We start from the raw sequence: 14,668 nt of genomic DNA, 5'->3' as shown, positions 1-14,668 counted from the left end.
GACACCTGCACAGAAACTGAAGATGGCCGCATAAATTCTACGACCAAGCCCCCGCAAAAACGGGGGGATTACCGAGCAAGGTCGATTAACTTGGTAGCCCCGATAATTGTCATCAGCTCCTGCGGGTAATCCCACGAGAATCAGGTTTGATCATGACCTGCCCCATATTTCGAATGTCTTAGCCCGTCGCATCCAAGCGCAAATCGTTTGGAGGGCAAGTAGGCGGGTACATCCCCCGAGGGCCACATTTGTCAATTGAAACCAATGGCGTATGGCGGAGACGAAGGGATTCGAACCCTCGAGACGGTTTCCCGCCTACTCCCTTAGCAGGGGAGCGCCTTCGACCACTCGGCCACGTCTCCGCCGACGCGTATAGCCAAGGAAACATCAGGGTTACAAGGCAAAACTGGGGATTCTCGAAAAAACCTGAGCGGCGCCGAGACAGGCCGCAAGTCCGGCGGATCGGGGCAGAAAGTCTGCCGGTTTGGGCCACGGCTGACCACGTCCATGAAAGGTGCTCGCGTCCGAAGCAACAGAGGGGGCGCCACGTCGCCCCCCTGCCCCCGTTCAGCCGCGGCCGCGGTAGGGTGGCACGCCCTGGTCGGGGATCCAGACGTCTTGGGGCATCGGGCCAGTCTGCCAGAAGACGTCGATCGGGATGCCGCCGCGCGGGTACCAGTAGCCGCCGATCCGCAGCCATTGCGGATCGAGGAACCCGGCCAGACGCCGCGCGATGGAAATCGTGCAATCCTCGTGAAAGGCGCCGTGGTTGCGGAAGGAGGTCAGGAACAGTTTCAGCGATTTCGACTCCACCAGCCAGGGGCCGGGCACGTAATCGATCACCAGGTGAGCAAAGTCCGGCTGGCCGGTCATCGGGCAGAGCGAGGTGAACTCCGGCGCGGTGAACCGCACGTTGTAGACGACGTCGGCCTGGGGGTTGGGCACGCGCTCGAGCTCGGCCTCCTCGGGGCTGGCGGGAATGCGGGTCTCGCCGCCCAGTTGTTTGAGATTGCTGTAGATATCGTCGGTCATGGGTGTCTCCGAAAGCTCAGACGCCGCGCTTGTTGCCCCAGATCAGGACATGCAGCTGCGGCAGGATGCGGGGGGCGAACCAGCCGTCGGCCATCACCCGGTCGGTCAGCCAGCCAAGTCGGTCGGCCAGCGATTGCGGGTCGACCGGGCTGTCGGGGTCGACCTCGGGATTGCCGGGCTGAAGGTAGAGCGGCAGCTGGGGGTGGCGGGCATGGGCATCCTTCGCCCATTGATAATCGGTCTCGTCGAAGATCACGATCTTCATCACCACCTGGCGGGCGCCCTTCCCGGCAGACAGGCAGTCGGCAAAGACCGCCCAGTCCACCGTCTCGCCGCTCGACGGCGGCTTTGGCGAGAGCACCAGCGTGTCGAGGTCGGCAAACCAGGGCCGCGCGACCGACCCTTGGGTCTCGCAGGCAAAGCGATAGCCCTCGGCCCGGCCCAAGGCGATCACCGGGGCGAAATCTTGGATCGCCGGGTTGCCGCCGGACAGCGAGACGGTCAGAGGCTGGCCGCCCGAAAGCCGCCGCACCTCGTCCCAGACCGCCTGGTCCGTCATCGGGGCCCAGGTATGGCGATACTGGCTTTCGACCGCGTGCAGGCTGTCACACCAGCTGCAGCGGTAGTCGCAGCCGCCAGCGCGGACAAAGACGGTGGGCTCGCCGATCAGCGGGCCCTCGCCCTGGATTGTCGGGCCGAAGATCTCGGCGATGCGCAGGGTCATGGCCGGTATTCCGCCCAGGTCTTGGGCGTCTCGCTGACCAGCACGGCGCTGGTTTCGGGCCAGCGCGCGACGCACCAGTCGTGGAAGTGCTTCGCCATGTTCTCGGCGGTCGAGGGGCCCTCCATCACGTCGTTCAGGTGCCGGTGATCAAAGGTCTCGTCGATATAGGTCTTGAGCGGTTTCAGGTCGTGATAGTCGCGCACGAAACCGTCGGCGTTCAGCGTCTCGGCCGCCAGTTCCACCACCACGATGTAGTTGTGGCCATGCAGCCGCGCGCATTGGTGATCGGCGGGCAGATGGGTCAGCTGGTGCGATGCGGAGAAGTGGAATTCCTTGCGGATGCGGAACATCAGCCTGCCTCCCGCCCGGCCAGCGCCGAGGTCCAGAAGTCCGCGTCGGCATAGACCGTGGGGTCGGCAACCCCGGCAAGGTGAAAGGCCTCGCGCCGTTCGACGCAGGTGCCGCAGCGGCCGCAATGCACGTCGCCGCCCTTGTAGCAGGACCAGGTCTCGGCAAAGGGCGTGCCATGGCGCGCGCCCTCGGCGACGATATCGGCCTTGCTGCGCTCGACAAAAGGCGTGTGCAGCCGCACGTCGGCATAGCCGTCGAGCGCGGCCTGCTGCATCGCTTCGAAAGCGCGGGTAAAGCCGGGGCGGCAATCGGGATAGATGAAATGATCGCCGCCATGCACGGCGGTGGCCACGGCCTCGTCACCCTGCGCAGCGGCGATGCCAAAGCCGATCGACAGCATGATCGCATTGCGGTTGGGCACGACGGTGATGCGCATCGTGTCTTCCGCGTAATGGCCATCGGGCACGTCGATATCGTCGGTCAGCGCCGAGCCCAACAGGGCGGCGCCGATGCCGCGCATATCGATCAGGTGGAACGGCACGCCCAGCCGTTTGGCGGCGGCTTCGGCGAACTCCACCTCCTTGCGGTGGCGCTGGCCGTAGTCGAAGGAGACAAGCCGGGTGAGTTGATGCTCATCGGCGGTGATATGCGCGAGCGATACGGAATCGAGTCCGCCCGAGCAGATGACAAGTGTTTTCATTTCAGGGCCCTTGTTTTGATGTCCGGGTAGGCTGCGACCGGATTGGCGGGGCTTAGTCCGGAACGGCGCCGGATTGCAAGGGAGCTGCCCGGTGGCGGGCGTGGCGACGGGACGTCATTGCGCCCGCGCGGCGGCGGCCGCGCCCCATGCCCACCGCCTGCCCTGCCCTAGCCTGCCAGTTCTTCGATCATCCGGTCGCGCATGACGAACTTCTGCGGCTTGCCGGTCACCGTCATCGGCAGCTCGGGCACGATGCGCACATGCCGGGGGATCTTGAAGTGCGCGATCTGGCCCTTGCAGAAGTCGCGCAGCGCCTCGGGGTCGAGGTCGACACCGGGCCGCGGCACTGCCCAGGCACAGATCTCCTCGCCGTATTTCTCGTCGGGCACGCCGAAGACCTGAACCTCGCTGACGCCGGGATGGCGGAACAGGAACTCCTCGATCTCGCGGGGATAGATGTTCTCGCCGCCGCGGATGATCATGTCCTTGACCCGCCCGACGATGGCGCAGAAGCCCTCTTCGTCCAGCGTCGCCAGGTCACCGGTGCGCATCCAGCCGTCGACGATGCTGGCCTCGGTGGCTTTCCGGTCGTCCCAATAGCCCAGCATCACCGAATAACCCATGGTCCAGAGCTCGCCGGTTTCGCCCACCGGCACCGTCTCACCGGCCTCGTCGACGATCTTGACCTCGAGGTGCGGATGCACCCGGCCCACCGTCTCGCAGCGCTTGGCGGTGGGGTCGTCGGTGAAGCTTTGGAACGACACCGGCGCGGTTTCGGTCATGCCGTAGCAGATCGTCACCTCGCGCATGTTCATCGTGTCGTTGACCCGGCGCATCACGTCCATAGGGCACGGCGCGCCGGCCATGATGCCGGTGCGCAGGGAGCCCAGGTCATACTCGCCGCTGTCGATTTCGTGCAGCATGGCAACGAACATCGTCGGCACGCCGTAAAGCGCAGTGGCGCGCTCCTGCACGATGGCGTCGAGCGTCGGCACCGGGGCGAACCCTTCGCCCGGAAAGATCATCGCCGCGCCCTTGGAGACGCAGCCCAGCACGCCCATCACCATGCCGAAACAGTGGTAGAGCGGTACCGGGATCACCAACCTGTCGGTCTCGGTCAGGGCAATGCGGTCGGTGACGAAACGGGCGTTGTTGACGATGTTGAAATGCGACAGCGTGGCGCCCTTGGGGGTGCCGGTGGTGCCGGAGGTGAACTGGATATTGATCGGCTCGTCGGGGTCGAGGCCTCGGGTGATGGCATCCAGCTGCGCGTGATGCTCGGGCTCACCCAGCGCGCAGAGCGCCGCGAAGGAGAGCACCCCGTCGCCCTCGTCCGGCTCCATCACCGCCACGTGGCGCAGATGCGGCAGGCGGTCGCTTTGCAGTTCGCCCGCGGCCAGCTTCGGCGCCAGTTCGCGCAGCATACCGAGGTAGTCGGACGCCTTGAAACGCCGCGCCGCGATCACCAGCTTGCAGCCGACCTTGTTGAGCGCATATTCCAGCTCTGACAGCCGGTAGGCCGGGTTGATGTTGACCAGGATCACCCCGATCCGCGCGGTGGCAAACTGGGTCAGAACCCATTCCAGCCGGTTGGGCGACCAGATGCCGACGCGGTCGCCTTTCTCCAGCCCCAGCGCCAGCAGCCCGGCGGCCAGCCGGTCGACCTCGGCGCTGAAGTCGCGGTAGCTCAGCCGGTGGCCTGCCTCGGTCAAGACCAGCGCGTCGCGGTCGCCGTGGCTCTCGACCGCGGCCTGCAGAAGCTGCGGGATGGTGACATGCAAGAGCGCCGGGTCCTTCGGCCCGGTGACATGCGACAGCCCCCCGGCGGGGGCAATGGTGCTGGTGGGATCTGCGGTCATCTTGTCTCCTCCTCTGCCCGTGGCCCGTGTGCCTCTGGCGGGCACGCAGGTTTGCTGCGGCGTCCCGTGTGGGGACGCGCGCGGGTTGCTTAACATGTGATCTAGGCCCCTCCCAGAGTCCAGAGATCCGTTCAGCGATGTCGAGAAGAATGGGCCGGCCCGCGGGGCGCGCGGCCGAAGCTCCGGGGCCTTGCGGCAGGCCCCGGAGAAACTGGCTCAGGTGTTGAAGAGGAAGTGCATGACGTCGCCGTCCTGCACGACATAGGTCTTGCCCTCGGCGCGCATCTTGCCGGCTTCCTTGGCGCCCTGCTCGCCGTTTCCGGCGATGTAATCGTCATAGGCGATGGTCTCGGCGCGGATGAAACCCTTTTCGAAATCGCCGTGGATCACGCCGGCGGCCTGCGGCGCGCGGGTGCCCTCGCGGATCGTCCAGGCGCGGGCCTCCTTGGGACCGACGGTGAAATAGGTCTCGAGGTGCAACAGGTCATAGCCCGCGCGGATCAGACGGTCGAGACCGGGCTCTTCGAGGCCCATCTCCGAGAGGAACATCTCGGCTTCCTCGGCGTCGAGCTGGCTGATCTCTTCCTCGATCTGGGCCGAGATGATCACATGGCCTGCGCCCTGCTCTTCGGCCATCTTGGCGACACGTGCCGAGTGCTCGTTGCCCTGGGCCGCGCTGCCCTCATCGACGTTGCAGACGTAGAGGATCTTCTTGGCGGTAAGCAGCTGGAGGTTTTTCCAGGCCTTGGCATCCTCGTCATCGACCTCGACCAGACGCGCAGGCTTGCCGTCTTCGAGCATCGCCTGGGCGGCTGCGAGCAGACGCTCCTGCTGGGCGGCTTCCTTGTCGCCGCCCTTGAGCTTGCGCACCAGGCCGGCGCGGCGCTTCTCGACGCTTTCGAGATCGGCGAGCATCAGCTCGGTCTCGATCACCTCGGCATCGGCCACCGGGTCGACGCGGCCCTCGACATGAGTCACGTCGCCATCCTCGAAGCAGCGCAGCACATGGGCGATGGCATCGACCTCGCGGATGTTGGCCAGGAACTGGTTGCCCAGGCCCTCGCCCTTGGACGCGCCTTTGACGAGGCCCGCGATGTCGACGAAGGTCATCCGCGTCGGCACGATCTGCTTGGACTGCGCGATTGCCGCCAGCTTTTCCAGCCGGGCATCGGGCACCGCCACGTCGCCCACGTTGGGTTCGATGGTGCAGAAGGGAAAATTCGCGGCCTGTGCCGCGGCGGTGCGCGTGAGCGCGTTGAATAGCGTCGATTTGCCCACGTTGGGCAGCCCGACAATCCCCATCCTGAAGCCCATGGGAGCCGCTCCTTTGTCTGATATCGGGGCGCTTCTATTGGCGCGGCGTCTCAAAGGCAAGCGGTGGCGCTCTTCAAGCCCTTGCGGACTTTCCTCGCAAAGGCCCGGCGCGCGGATGCCCCATTGCCAAGGCGGCGTAAATTCGGCACACGGTTCTGACGACATTCGAAGGACAGACCCATGACCCGCATCGACGCCAAATTCGCCGCTCTGAAGGACCAGAACCGCAAGGCTTTCGTCGCCTATGTCATGGCCGGCGACCCGGATTTCGACACCTCTCTGGCGCTGATCCGCGGCATGCCCGCCGCCGGTGTCGACGTGATCGAGCTGGGCCTGCCCTTCACCGACCCGATGGCCGATGGCGAGACCATCCAGCTGGCCGGTCAGCGCGCGCTCGAAGGCGGGATGACGCTGGACCGCACGCTGGAGATCGCCCGCCGCTTCCGCGAAGACGACGACAGCACGCCGATCGTGATGATGGGCTATTACAACCCGATCTATTCCCGCGGCGTTGACACCTTCCTCGAACAGGCGCGCGAGGCCGGCATCGACGGGCTGATCGTCGTCGACCTGCCCCCCGAAGAAGACGAAGAGCTCTGCCTGCCGGCGCAGGCCGCGGGCCTCAACTTCATTCGCCTCGCCACGCCCACCACCGATGACAAGCGCCTGCCCAAGGTGCTGACCAATACCTCGGGCTTTGTCTATTACGTCTCGATCACCGGCATCACCGGCGCGGCAGAGGCGCAGGCCACCGATGTCGGGCCGGAAGTGGCGCGGATCAAGGCCAAGACCGATCTGCCGGTGATCGTGGGCTTCGGCGTCAACTCGCCCGACAAGGCGCAATCGGTCGCCGCCGTGGCCGATGGCTGCGTCGTGGGTTCGGCCATCGTCAAGCGGATCGGCAATGGCGAGAGCGTCGAGGACGTTCTGGCCTATGTTGCCACGCTGGCCGAGGGCGCGCACCGGGCCTGAGGGCTCAGTCGCCTTCATCCGCTTTCAGCAGGTCGGCCATGCGCTGCACCAGCACCTCGCGTTTGACCGGCTTGGCAACGTGGCCATCGACCCCGCGGCGCAGGTAGTCCTCGACCTGATGGGTCATGGCATTGGCGGTCAGCGCGATCACCGGACAAGGCGCAAGCCCCGCCTCCTGTTCGTGGGCGCGGATCAGGGTGACCGCCTCGAGCCCGCCCATCACCGGCATGTTCACATCCATCAGGATCAGGTCGAAGGCACCGTCGCGGCAGGCCGTCACCGCCTCGACGCCGTTTTCGACCATCGTCATCTCCAGCGGGTAGCGTTTCAACAGGTGGTGCAGCACCAGCCGGTTTGTCTTGTTGTCCTCGGCCGCGAGGATGCGCCTGGGCCGGGCATGCAGCACCGCCTCGGCCTCATGCGGGCCGAGCGCGCCTTGCACCTCGGGAGCCGCGGTGCCGCCGACGTGGAACGAGGCGACAAACACCGCGCCGCCGTCTGGCGGAGCCTCGAAGACCAGATCGCCCGACATCAGCGCGCAGATCCGCCGCGCAATCCAGAGGCCCAGCCCGGTACCGCCATGGCGCCGGGTGACCGAGGCATCGGTCTGCGAAAAGGGCTTGAACAGCCGGTCGCGCTTGTCGGCCGGCACACCGGGGCCGGTGTCGCTGACCCGCACCTCGAGCCGCGCCTTGCCGCAGGCCCCGGGCGAAAGCAGCCTGGCATCGAGCCTGACGCCGCCACGCAGGGTGAACTTGACGGCGTTGGAGACCAGGTTGGAGATCACCTGCCGCATCCGCGTCGGATCGGACATCACCCGACGCCCGGGATCGAAATCGAAGCTCCGCTCGAAGCTCAGCCCCTGTTCCTCGGCCTTGAGCGCATAAAGCCGGCAGACCCCTTCCAGCAGCTCGTGCAGGTCGAAGCCGATCTCCTCGATCTCCATCTGCTCGGCCTCGATCTTGGACAGGTCGAGAATGTCGTTGACGATCGCCAGGAGCGCCTGCCCCGAGGCGGTCATCACGTCGAGCATGTCCTTCTGCGCCAGTTCCAGACCAGTGTCGCCCAGGGCCTCGGCCATGCCCAGAACGCCGTTGAGCGGCGTGCGGATCTCGTGGCTGATCATGGCGAGAAAGGCGGTCTTGGCGGCATTGGCGCGCTCGGCCTCGGCCATGGCGCGGCTCAGCTCGGCGGTGCGGGCGCGGACCTGATCCTCGAGCGTGGCGGCCTGACGTTTCAGGGCGGCATTGGCCTCGAACAGTGCGCGGCTCTTCTGGTCGAGCAGGGTTTCGGCCTCTTCCCGCGCCTTGCGTTCGCGCAGGTAGCGACGGCGAGAGACGGGCGCGGTGTCGGGCGCCGGGAGGCTGCTTGGCAAAGCGTCCGGCGGGGCGACCGGCTCCAGGCTCCGGGCTGGCTCCGGAGGGTCGCCTGACGCCGGCTCGGACGCTCTCGCCGGGTCGGGGGCCGCTGAAAGGGCCCGCTCCGGCGTCTGCCGGGGCGAGGACGAGGCGCCGTCCATCCCCCTACCCGGTCAGCTGCACGTGGAACCGCGCCGCCCGGGCCGCGTGGCTGCCGAATTCGGTCACGGTAATCTCGGCCGGTTGGTCGAAATGCGCCACGCAGGCCTCGATCATGCCGTGACAGAAGGGCACCAGCGGCCGGTCTGACCGATAGGTCATGGTCAGCGCGCGGGGGCCGTGCCACTCTGTCTCGAAGCTGGGGAGTTCCGCGTCGGGATAGAGCTTGCGCACCTCGACATGCACCTCGTTCTCGATCGCGTCGAGCATGGCGAGGGCGTTGCTCTTGTCCTCGAAGAAGGCGGGATAGCCCTTGACGAACTGGCCGTGCACCCATCGGCCGAACTGGCGCTGCAGCTCTGGCACCGGGATGGCGGTGTGATCGCTGATCGCGCCGACGATTCGCATCAGCTCGCCGCAGGGATAATTGCCGACCGCGCTGTAGGCGCCGTCGGTTTCCAGATCCAGCCCGTCGAGAATGTCGTCGACCGCGGCCTCGCCCAGAGCCTGTTCCGCCATGCTCAACAGCTCGGTAAACACCAGACCTTTCATGTCCCGTCTCCTCAGCTCCTGCGGCCCGGTCTACCCCAGAGAAGTAAAAAGGCGCTTAAACTGCGGCGATGCGACACTTGCGCGAAAACTGGCAAACCGGTAAGGAAAAGTTACCAATTTCAGCCAGAGAGCCGCTCATGCCCGTGATTACCTCGATCGATGACCTCAAACGCCTCTACAAGTCGCGGGCGCCGAAGATGTTCTACGACTACTGCGAATCCGGCAGCTGGACCGAGCAGACCTTTCGCGAGAACACCTCAGATTTCGACAAGATCCGCCTGCGCCAACGGGTGGCGGTCGACATGTCGAACCGCACCACCGAAACCGAGATGATCGGCGAAAAGGTCGCCATGCCCGTGGCGCTGGCGCCGGTGGGCATGACCGGCATGCAGCATGCCGACGGCGAGATCCTGGCGGCCAAGGCGGCCGAGAAGTTCGGCGTGCCTTTCACGCTCTCGACCATGTCGATCTGCTCGATCGAGGATGTGGCCGAACACACCACCAAGCCGTTCTGGTTCCAGCTCTACACCATGAAGGACGAGGATTTCGTGCGCCGGCTGGTCGACCGGGCCAAGGCCGCCAATTGCTCGGCGCTGGTGATCACGCTTGATCTGCAGATCCTCGGCCAACGCCACAAGGACCTGAAGAACGGCCTCTCGGCCCCGCCCAAGCTGACGCCGGCGGTGATCGCGGACCTGGCCACCCGCTGGCGCTGGGGCATGGGGATGATGCAGACCAAGCGGCGCGAGTTCCGCAACATCGTCGGCCACGTCAAGGGCATCTCTGACCCCTCTTCGCTGATGGCCTGGACCGGCGAGAACTTTGACCTGACGCTGGATTGGGACAAGGTCGCCAAGCTCAAGGAGATGTGGGGCGGCAAGGTGATCCTGAAGGGCATTCTCGATGCCGAGGACGCCAAGATGGCGCTGAAGGTGGGGGCCGATGCGATCATCGTGTCGAACCACGGCGGCCGGCAGCTTGATGGCGCGCTGTCGTCGATCCGGGTGCTGCCCGAGATCCTCGACGCGGTGGGCGACCAGGTCGAGGTGCATCTCGACAGCGGCATCCGCTCAGGCCAGGACGTGCTCAAGGCCGTCGCGATGGGCGCCAAGGGCACCTACATCGGCCGCGCCTTCATCTATGGTCTCGGCGCCATGGGCGAGGCCGGGGTGACCCGGGCGCTGGAGGTGATCCACAAGGAGCTCGACGTGTCGATGGCGCTGTGCGGCAAGCGCGACATCAAGGATGTGGACCGCGATGTTCTGCTGGTGCCCGAGGATTTCGGCGGGCGCTGGCAGGGGTGAGTTTCATGGGCGCTTGAGAGGCCGGCGGCAGTGAGCCGGTCTGGCCGGGTTTGGGGGGCTCTGCCCCCCTGGCCCCCCGAGGGTATTTTCGGCAAGAGGAAGCAGGGGGTGCGGCGCTTACGGCCTGAAGAGGGGGACGTGGGAGCCGGCGTCTTCGGGGAGGTCGCCGGTGAGCCGGGGGTCGTCGCCGACGGTCACGCTCTGGCGCTGCGGCACGAAGCCGGCGCGGCGGTAGAAGCCTAAAGCCTGGGGACTGTCGAGTTGGCAGGTGTGGACGTGGAAGCGGCTGATCGGACGGGCGAAGGCACGGGTCGTGGCAATGGACATCATGGCGCGGCCGACCCCCTGCCCGATCAGCGCCGGGGTGAGGCCGAAGTAGGCCAGTTCGCAAGCGTCCTTCTCGCGGAAATCGAGCTCCAGCAGGCCTTCGGCACGGCCGTCTTTCTCGACCGCATGGACCTCGACATCCGGGTGGCCGAGCGTCTCGCGCAGCTGCGCCTCGGTCAGCCTGAGGCGGGAGAACCAGAGCCAGTCGGCGCCGCCCACCCGCAGGAAAAGGTCGCGGTACCAGGCTGGGTCGGGCGCGGTGATCCGGCGCAGGGTGATGCGGGGAGGCAACTCTGTCGGCGCGGTCTCAGGAGGCCGGCGCATTTCGAGATAGGTGGTGACCTCCACCACCTTGCCGGGGGGGATGTCATAGGTGCCGTCAGCCAGCATGGCGTCTCCTGTGTCGGGTTGCGAGAAGCGGGGCAAGCAGGAACGTGATGGTCAGCAGCGCCAGCCCCATGGCGGCGAAGGACCAGCCGAGGCCGATGGCCTCGGAGATGAAGCCCATGACCGGCGGGCCGATGAAGAAGCCGGTGTATCCGATCATCGAGATCCGCGCGATGGCGGCGGTGCGGGCGCGGTTGCCGACGTTGCGGCCGACATAGGAAAAGGCCATCGGCGCCACCACCGAGACGCCGAGGCCCAGCACGGCGAACCCGGCGTAGGCCGGCGCGAGGCCGGTGGCGAAGGCCGCGGTGAAGGCACCGCAGGCGGCCAGCGCGGCGGCCAGCGCCAGCACCGTGATCTCGCTGAACCGGGTGACGAGGGCCTGACCGCCAAGCCGCCCGGCGGCCATGGTGACGCCGAGGATCGCCGGGCCCATGGCGCCTTCGGCCGCGCCGCCGCCGAGGCTGCGTTCGAGGTGCAGGGCCGACCAGCCTTCGGTGGCGTTCTCGGCCATGAAGCCGATCAGGATCACCAGGCCGCCGAGCAGGATCAGCCCCTGCGCCGCCGGCCCCTGGGTGTCGGGCGTGTCGTCGATCGGTGCACCGCAGTCGCCCGCGGCCTGGCGCACCAGAACCAGGTTGACCAGGGCGATCAGGCCAAAGACCGCGACCGGCGGCCAGCCCTGTTCGCGCAGCAGCCCGGCGACAAGCGCCGAGACCGCGTAGCCCATGGAAAACACCGCATGGGCGAAGTTCATAAGCGGCCGGCCCCGCGCGGCCTCGACGCCCGAGATCCGCGCGTTCATCACCACGTCGAGCGCGCCGGTGCTGGCGGCGGCCAGCATCAGCAGCGGCGCAAAGCTCAGCGGTCCCGAGGCCAGGCCCGGCAGCAGGAAGAGCCCGCCTGCGGCCAGCGACAGCAGCGCCAGGGTGTGACGGCCCAGCCGGCCGTCAAGCCGAGGCGCCAGCCACATGGCGACGATCGTGCCCAGCGCCGCGAACAGCAGGCAGAGGCCGAAGACCCCGTCGCTGACCGCAATGGCGGCCTTGATGCCCGGCACCTGCGCGGCAAAGGCGCCCCAGAGCAGCCCCAGCGTCAGGAAACAGGCCAGAGGCGCGCGCGCGGCGCGGATATCGTCACGTGAAATCATGCCCCAGCCGTGCCATGACACCCCGGCGCTGGCAATCTGCAAAATCGCAGGACAGAGCCTGCCGGAAATGGGGTTTCCAATCGGGGAAATCCGGTCTATACGCGCGCCTTCACGCGGGGATACAGCCTTGGAGGATTCCCGCCTTGTTTAGGAGAATATGACATGGCTGGTGAGATCCCAGATCTTATTGCCCAGGAACGCACGGGGACAGGCAAGGGCGCCGCTCGTCAGGCACGCCGCAACGGCATGGTTCCGGGTATCGTTTTTGGTGGCGAAGCTGATCCGCTTCCGATTCAGGTTCCGTTCAACGAGCTGTTCAAGCGCCTGAAGGCAGGCCGCTTCAAGTCGACCCTGTTCAACCTGAAGGTTGACGGTCACGACGACGTCCGCGTGATCTGCCGCGACGTGCAGCGCGACGTGGTCAAGGACCTGCCGACGCACCTCGACCTGATGCGCCTGCGCCGCACCACCAAGATCAACCTCTTCATCCATGTTGATTTCATCAACGAGGATGCGGCCCCCGGCATCAAGAAGGGCGGCGTTCTGACCGTCGTTCGCCCCGAGGTCGAGCTGGTCGTGACCGCCGGTGACATCCCCGATCACATCACGGTCGACCTGACCGGCATGGACATCGGCGACATCGTGCACATTTCCGACGTGACCCTGCCGGAAGGTGCCAAGCCGACCGTCGAGCGTGACTTCGTGATCTGCAACATCTCCGCGCCCTCCGGCCTCAAGGCTTCGGAAGACGAGGACGAGGCAGAGGCCGACGAGGTCCCGGCGATCGAGCAGACCGACGACTGATCGACGCCAATGCGTTGACATCGGAAAGCCCCGGACCAGCGTCCGGGGCTTTTTGCATTGAAGCCCGGGCGGGAAAGCGGGCACAAGAGAGGCTGAGCCAGAGGAGCGGATCAGATGCAGATTTTCGTGGGTTTGGGCAATCCCGGCGGGCAATATGCGGGCAACCGGCACAATATCGGCTTCATGGCGGTCGACCGGATCGCCGAGGATCACGGTTTTGGTCCGTGGAAGTCACGCTTTCAGGGCCGGGTGGCCGAGGGGCGGCTGGGCGGTGAGAAGGTCTGGCTGCTGAAGCCCGACACTTTCATGAACCGCTCGGGCCAGTCGGTGGGCGAGGCGATGCGGTTCTTCAAGCTGGAGCCCGGGGATGTCACCGTCTTTCACGACGAGCTGGACCTCGCGCCGGGCAAGTGCCGGGTCAAGACCGGGGGTGGCCATGCCGGCCACAACGGCTTGCGTTCGATCCACGGACATATCGGCGAGGCCTATCACCGGGTGCGGCTGGGGATCGGCCATCCGGGGCGCAAGGAGCTGGTCTCGGGCTACGTGCTGCATAATTTCGCCAAGGCGGACGCCGATTGGCTGGAGCCGCTCTTGACCGGTATCGGCAATGGCGCGCCGGATCTCGCGGCGGGGGATACGGCGAAATTTCTCAACGCCGTGGCGCTGCAGGTGGCGCCGCCACGCAGTTCGACCTCGCCGGCGAAGACCGCCAGGGCGCCGGAGCCGCGCGCGGCGCAGGCGCCTGCCAAGACGGCCGGGGCGACTGAGACGGCCGAGGCGGCCGAGGAAGGCACGCGCTCGCCGCTGCAGCGGCTGGCCGACAAGTTTCGCTGAAAGCGGAGAAGGAGGAGGACGGATGGACAAGGACCTTGCGATCAACGTGCTGGGCGAGGCGCTGGCCCCCTGCTCGACCAAGCCGCTGACCGGTTTCTTCCGCGACGGCCATTGCAACACCTGCGCCGAGGATCGCGGCAGCCACACGGTCTGCGCGGTGATGACGGCCGAGTTCCTGGCCTTCTCGAAATACGTCGGCAACGACCTCTCGACCCCGCGGCCGGAGTTCGGCTTCGCCGGGTTGAAGGCGGGGGACCATTGGTGCCTCTGCGCCGGGCGGTTCCTGCAGGCGCATGACGAGGGCTGTGCGCCCAAGGTCAACCTGGCGGCGACGCACCGCCGGGCGCTGCAGATCGTGTCGCTGGAAGTGCTGCGGGAGAACGCGGCCTAGGGGCGGTGATGGTGGGCAGGACTGCCCACCCTACGGTTTGGGTCTGCCTTGGTTGGATGCCGCGCGAACAGCGGCAAAGCCGCCGCGCATCGCCGGGCCACCCCCCCGGCACGGCGATTTGGCTTGCCATAGCGCGCCGAAGTCCCATCATCCGGGCATGGCTGAGATAAAGCGCTGGTGAACCGAAGCAGGATCGCCGCACCACGGCCCGTCGCTGTACGGCTTGCGTCAAGCGGGAGTCTCGCATCGTCGGGATGCCAGCCCCGTCCTTCTCGACACCAACCCCACACCAGCCCCGCGCGAACAGCGGCCAGAGGCCGCCACGCATCGCCGGGCCGCCCCCCCCGGCACGGCGATTTGGCTGGCCACAGCGCACCGAACCACCGTCATCCGGGCTTGGCTGAAATAAAGCGCTGTCGAACCGAGGCAGGATCGCCGCACCGCGGC

At 66.6% G+C, this 14,668-nt stretch carries 15 protein-coding genes and 1 tRNA gene; 5 read left to right on the top strand and 11 right to left on the bottom strand.

Annotated features, from left to right (window positions below; genetic code table 11):
- Window positions 1–272 precede the first annotated feature (272 nt).
- The 7 genes from ACN0SE_RS16885 to ychF all read right to left on the bottom strand — a co-directional run bounded on the left by ACN0SE_RS16885 (window position 273) and on the right by ychF (window position 5,980).
- A tRNA-Ser gene (locus ACN0SE_RS16885) sits at window positions 273–362 on the bottom strand.
- A 205-nt stretch (window positions 363–567) separates the two neighbouring features.
- The gene (gene queF / locus ACN0SE_RS16880) at window positions 568–1,032 is read right to left on the bottom strand and encodes a preQ(1) synthase (protein WP_417525702.1); all 465 of its coding nucleotides are present in this window, start codon (window positions 1,030–1,032) and stop codon (window positions 568–570) included.
- Window positions 1,033–1,048: 16 nt separating this feature from the next.
- On the bottom strand, window positions 1,049–1,756 hold the full coding sequence (gene queE, locus ACN0SE_RS16875; protein ID WP_417525701.1) for a 7-carboxy-7-deazaguanine synthase QueE: 708 nt from the start codon (window positions 1,754–1,756) through the stop codon (window positions 1,049–1,051).
- Complete coding sequence (gene queD / locus ACN0SE_RS16870) at window positions 1,753–2,106, bottom strand: 6-carboxytetrahydropterin synthase QueD (protein ID WP_417525700.1); 354 nt, start codon at window positions 2,104–2,106, stop codon at window positions 1,753–1,755. Before queD ends, queE begins: the two co-directional genes overlap by 4 nt.
- Window positions 2,106–2,807, bottom strand: a complete 702-nt coding sequence (gene queC, locus ACN0SE_RS16865) for a 7-cyano-7-deazaguanine synthase QueC (protein ID WP_417525699.1) — start codon at window positions 2,805–2,807, stop codon at window positions 2,106–2,108. Before queC ends, queD begins: the two co-directional genes overlap by 1 nt.
- 167 nt (window positions 2,808–2,974) lie before the next feature.
- On the bottom strand, window positions 2,975–4,666 hold the full coding sequence (locus tag ACN0SE_RS16860) for an AMP-binding protein (protein WP_417525698.1): 1,692 nt from the start codon (window positions 4,664–4,666) through the stop codon (window positions 2,975–2,977).
- Window positions 4,667–4,882: 216 nt separating this feature from the next.
- Entirely contained in the window at window positions 4,883–5,980 is a 1,098-nt protein-coding gene (ychF, locus tag ACN0SE_RS16855) for a redox-regulated ATPase YchF (protein ID WP_417525697.1), read from the bottom strand.
- 180 nt (window positions 5,981–6,160) lie between these two features.
- Between ychF and trpA the strand changes: the two genes are divergently transcribed.
- Window positions 6,161–6,952, top strand: a complete 792-nt coding sequence (trpA, locus tag ACN0SE_RS16850; protein ID WP_417525696.1) for a tryptophan synthase subunit alpha — start codon at window positions 6,161–6,163, stop codon at window positions 6,950–6,952.
- 4 nt (window positions 6,953–6,956) lie between these two features.
- Here the strand turns inward: trpA and ACN0SE_RS16845 are convergent, their stop codons facing one another.
- A complete protein-coding gene (locus tag ACN0SE_RS16845; RefSeq protein WP_417525695.1) occupies window positions 6,957–8,327 on the bottom strand; it encodes an ATP-binding protein in 1,371 nt (456 codons plus the stop codon).
- 148 nt (window positions 8,328–8,475) lie between these two features.
- Entirely contained in the window at window positions 8,476–9,021 is a 546-nt protein-coding gene (locus ACN0SE_RS16840) for a heme NO-binding domain-containing protein (RefSeq protein WP_417525694.1), read from the bottom strand.
- A 137-nt stretch (window positions 9,022–9,158) separates the two neighbouring features.
- Between ACN0SE_RS16840 and ACN0SE_RS16835 the strand changes: the two genes are divergently transcribed.
- Window positions 9,159–10,325, top strand: coding sequence for an alpha-hydroxy acid oxidase (locus tag ACN0SE_RS16835; RefSeq protein WP_417525693.1), 1,167 nt, complete (start codon window positions 9,159–9,161; stop codon window positions 10,323–10,325).
- Window positions 10,326–10,442: 117 nt separating this feature from the next.
- On the opposite strand, the gene ACN0SE_RS16830 is transcribed toward ACN0SE_RS16835, so the two are convergent.
- Both ACN0SE_RS16830 and ACN0SE_RS16825 read right to left on the bottom strand, forming a co-directional pair.
- The gene (locus ACN0SE_RS16830; protein ID WP_417525692.1) at window positions 10,443–11,042 is read right to left on the bottom strand and encodes a GNAT family N-acetyltransferase; all 600 of its coding nucleotides are present in this window, start codon (window positions 11,040–11,042) and stop codon (window positions 10,443–10,445) included.
- A complete protein-coding gene (locus tag ACN0SE_RS16825; protein ID WP_417525691.1) occupies window positions 11,032–12,189 on the bottom strand; it encodes an MFS transporter in 1,158 nt (385 codons plus the stop codon). Before ACN0SE_RS16825 ends, ACN0SE_RS16830 begins: the two co-directional genes overlap by 11 nt.
- 162 nt (window positions 12,190–12,351) lie before the next feature.
- Here ACN0SE_RS16825 and ACN0SE_RS16820 point away from each other — a divergent pair, with 162 nt between their 5' ends.
- From ACN0SE_RS16820 to ACN0SE_RS16810, 3 genes are all read left to right on the top strand, one after another.
- The gene (locus tag ACN0SE_RS16820) at window positions 12,352–12,993 is read left to right on the top strand and encodes a 50S ribosomal protein L25/general stress protein Ctc (RefSeq protein WP_417525690.1); all 642 of its coding nucleotides are present in this window, start codon (window positions 12,352–12,354) and stop codon (window positions 12,991–12,993) included.
- Between the two features lie 114 nt (window positions 12,994–13,107).
- Entirely contained in the window at window positions 13,108–13,830 is a 723-nt protein-coding gene (gene pth / locus ACN0SE_RS16815) for an aminoacyl-tRNA hydrolase (protein WP_417525689.1), read from the top strand.
- Window positions 13,831–13,852: 22 nt separating this feature from the next.
- Entirely contained in the window at window positions 13,853–14,221 is a 369-nt protein-coding gene (locus ACN0SE_RS16810; RefSeq protein ID WP_417525688.1) for a DUF2237 family protein, read from the top strand.
- The last annotated feature ends 447 nt before the right edge of the window (window positions 14,222–14,668 follow it).

The sequence above is a fragment of the Marinovum sp. genome (genome assembly GCF_048263515.1).
Taxonomy (GTDB): Bacteria; Pseudomonadota; Alphaproteobacteria; order Rhodobacterales; family Rhodobacteraceae; genus Marinovum.
This window is presented reverse-complemented; position numbering and strand designations above follow the sequence as displayed.

What these genes read in the sequence shown, in the direction of transcription:
- queF (WP_417525702.1), bottom strand. Translation starts at nt 1,032, where the DNA reads ATGACCGACGATATCTACAGCAATCTCAAACAACTGGGCGGCGAGACC.
- queE (WP_417525701.1), bottom strand. Translation starts at nt 1,756, where the DNA reads ATGACCCTGCGCATCGCCGAGATCTTCGGCCCGACAATCCAGGGCGAG.
- queD (WP_417525700.1), bottom strand. Translation starts at nt 2,106, where the DNA reads ATGTTCCGCATCCGCAAGGAATTCCACTTCTCCGCATCGCACCAGCTG.
- queC (WP_417525699.1), bottom strand. Translation starts at nt 2,807, where the DNA reads ATGAAAACACTTGTCATCTGCTCGGGCGGACTCGATTCCGTATCGCTC.
- ACN0SE_RS16860 (WP_417525698.1), bottom strand. Translation starts at nt 4,666, where the DNA reads ATGACCGCAGATCCCACCAGCACCATTGCCCCCGCCGGGGGGCTGTCG.
- ychF (WP_417525697.1), bottom strand. Translation starts at nt 5,980, where the DNA reads ATGGGCTTCAGGATGGGGATTGTCGGGCTGCCCAACGTGGGCAAATCG.
- trpA (WP_417525696.1), top strand. Translation starts at nt 6,161, where the DNA reads ATGACCCGCATCGACGCCAAATTCGCCGCTCTGAAGGACCAGAACCGC.
- ACN0SE_RS16840 (WP_417525694.1), bottom strand. Translation starts at nt 9,021, where the DNA reads ATGAAAGGTCTGGTGTTTACCGAGCTGTTGAGCATGGCGGAACAGGCT.
- ACN0SE_RS16835 (WP_417525693.1), top strand. Translation starts at nt 9,159, where the DNA reads ATGCCCGTGATTACCTCGATCGATGACCTCAAACGCCTCTACAAGTCG.
- ACN0SE_RS16830 (WP_417525692.1), bottom strand. Translation starts at nt 11,042, where the DNA reads ATGCTGGCTGACGGCACCTATGACATCCCCCCCGGCAAGGTGGTGGAG.
- ACN0SE_RS16825 (WP_417525691.1), bottom strand. Translation starts at nt 12,189, where the DNA reads ATGATTTCACGTGACGATATCCGCGCCGCGCGCGCGCCTCTGGCCTGT.
- ACN0SE_RS16820 (WP_417525690.1), top strand. Translation starts at nt 12,352, where the DNA reads ATGGCTGGTGAGATCCCAGATCTTATTGCCCAGGAACGCACGGGGACA.
- pth (WP_417525689.1), top strand. Translation starts at nt 13,108, where the DNA reads ATGCAGATTTTCGTGGGTTTGGGCAATCCCGGCGGGCAATATGCGGGC.
- ACN0SE_RS16810 (WP_417525688.1), top strand. Translation starts at nt 13,853, where the DNA reads ATGGACAAGGACCTTGCGATCAACGTGCTGGGCGAGGCGCTGGCCCCC.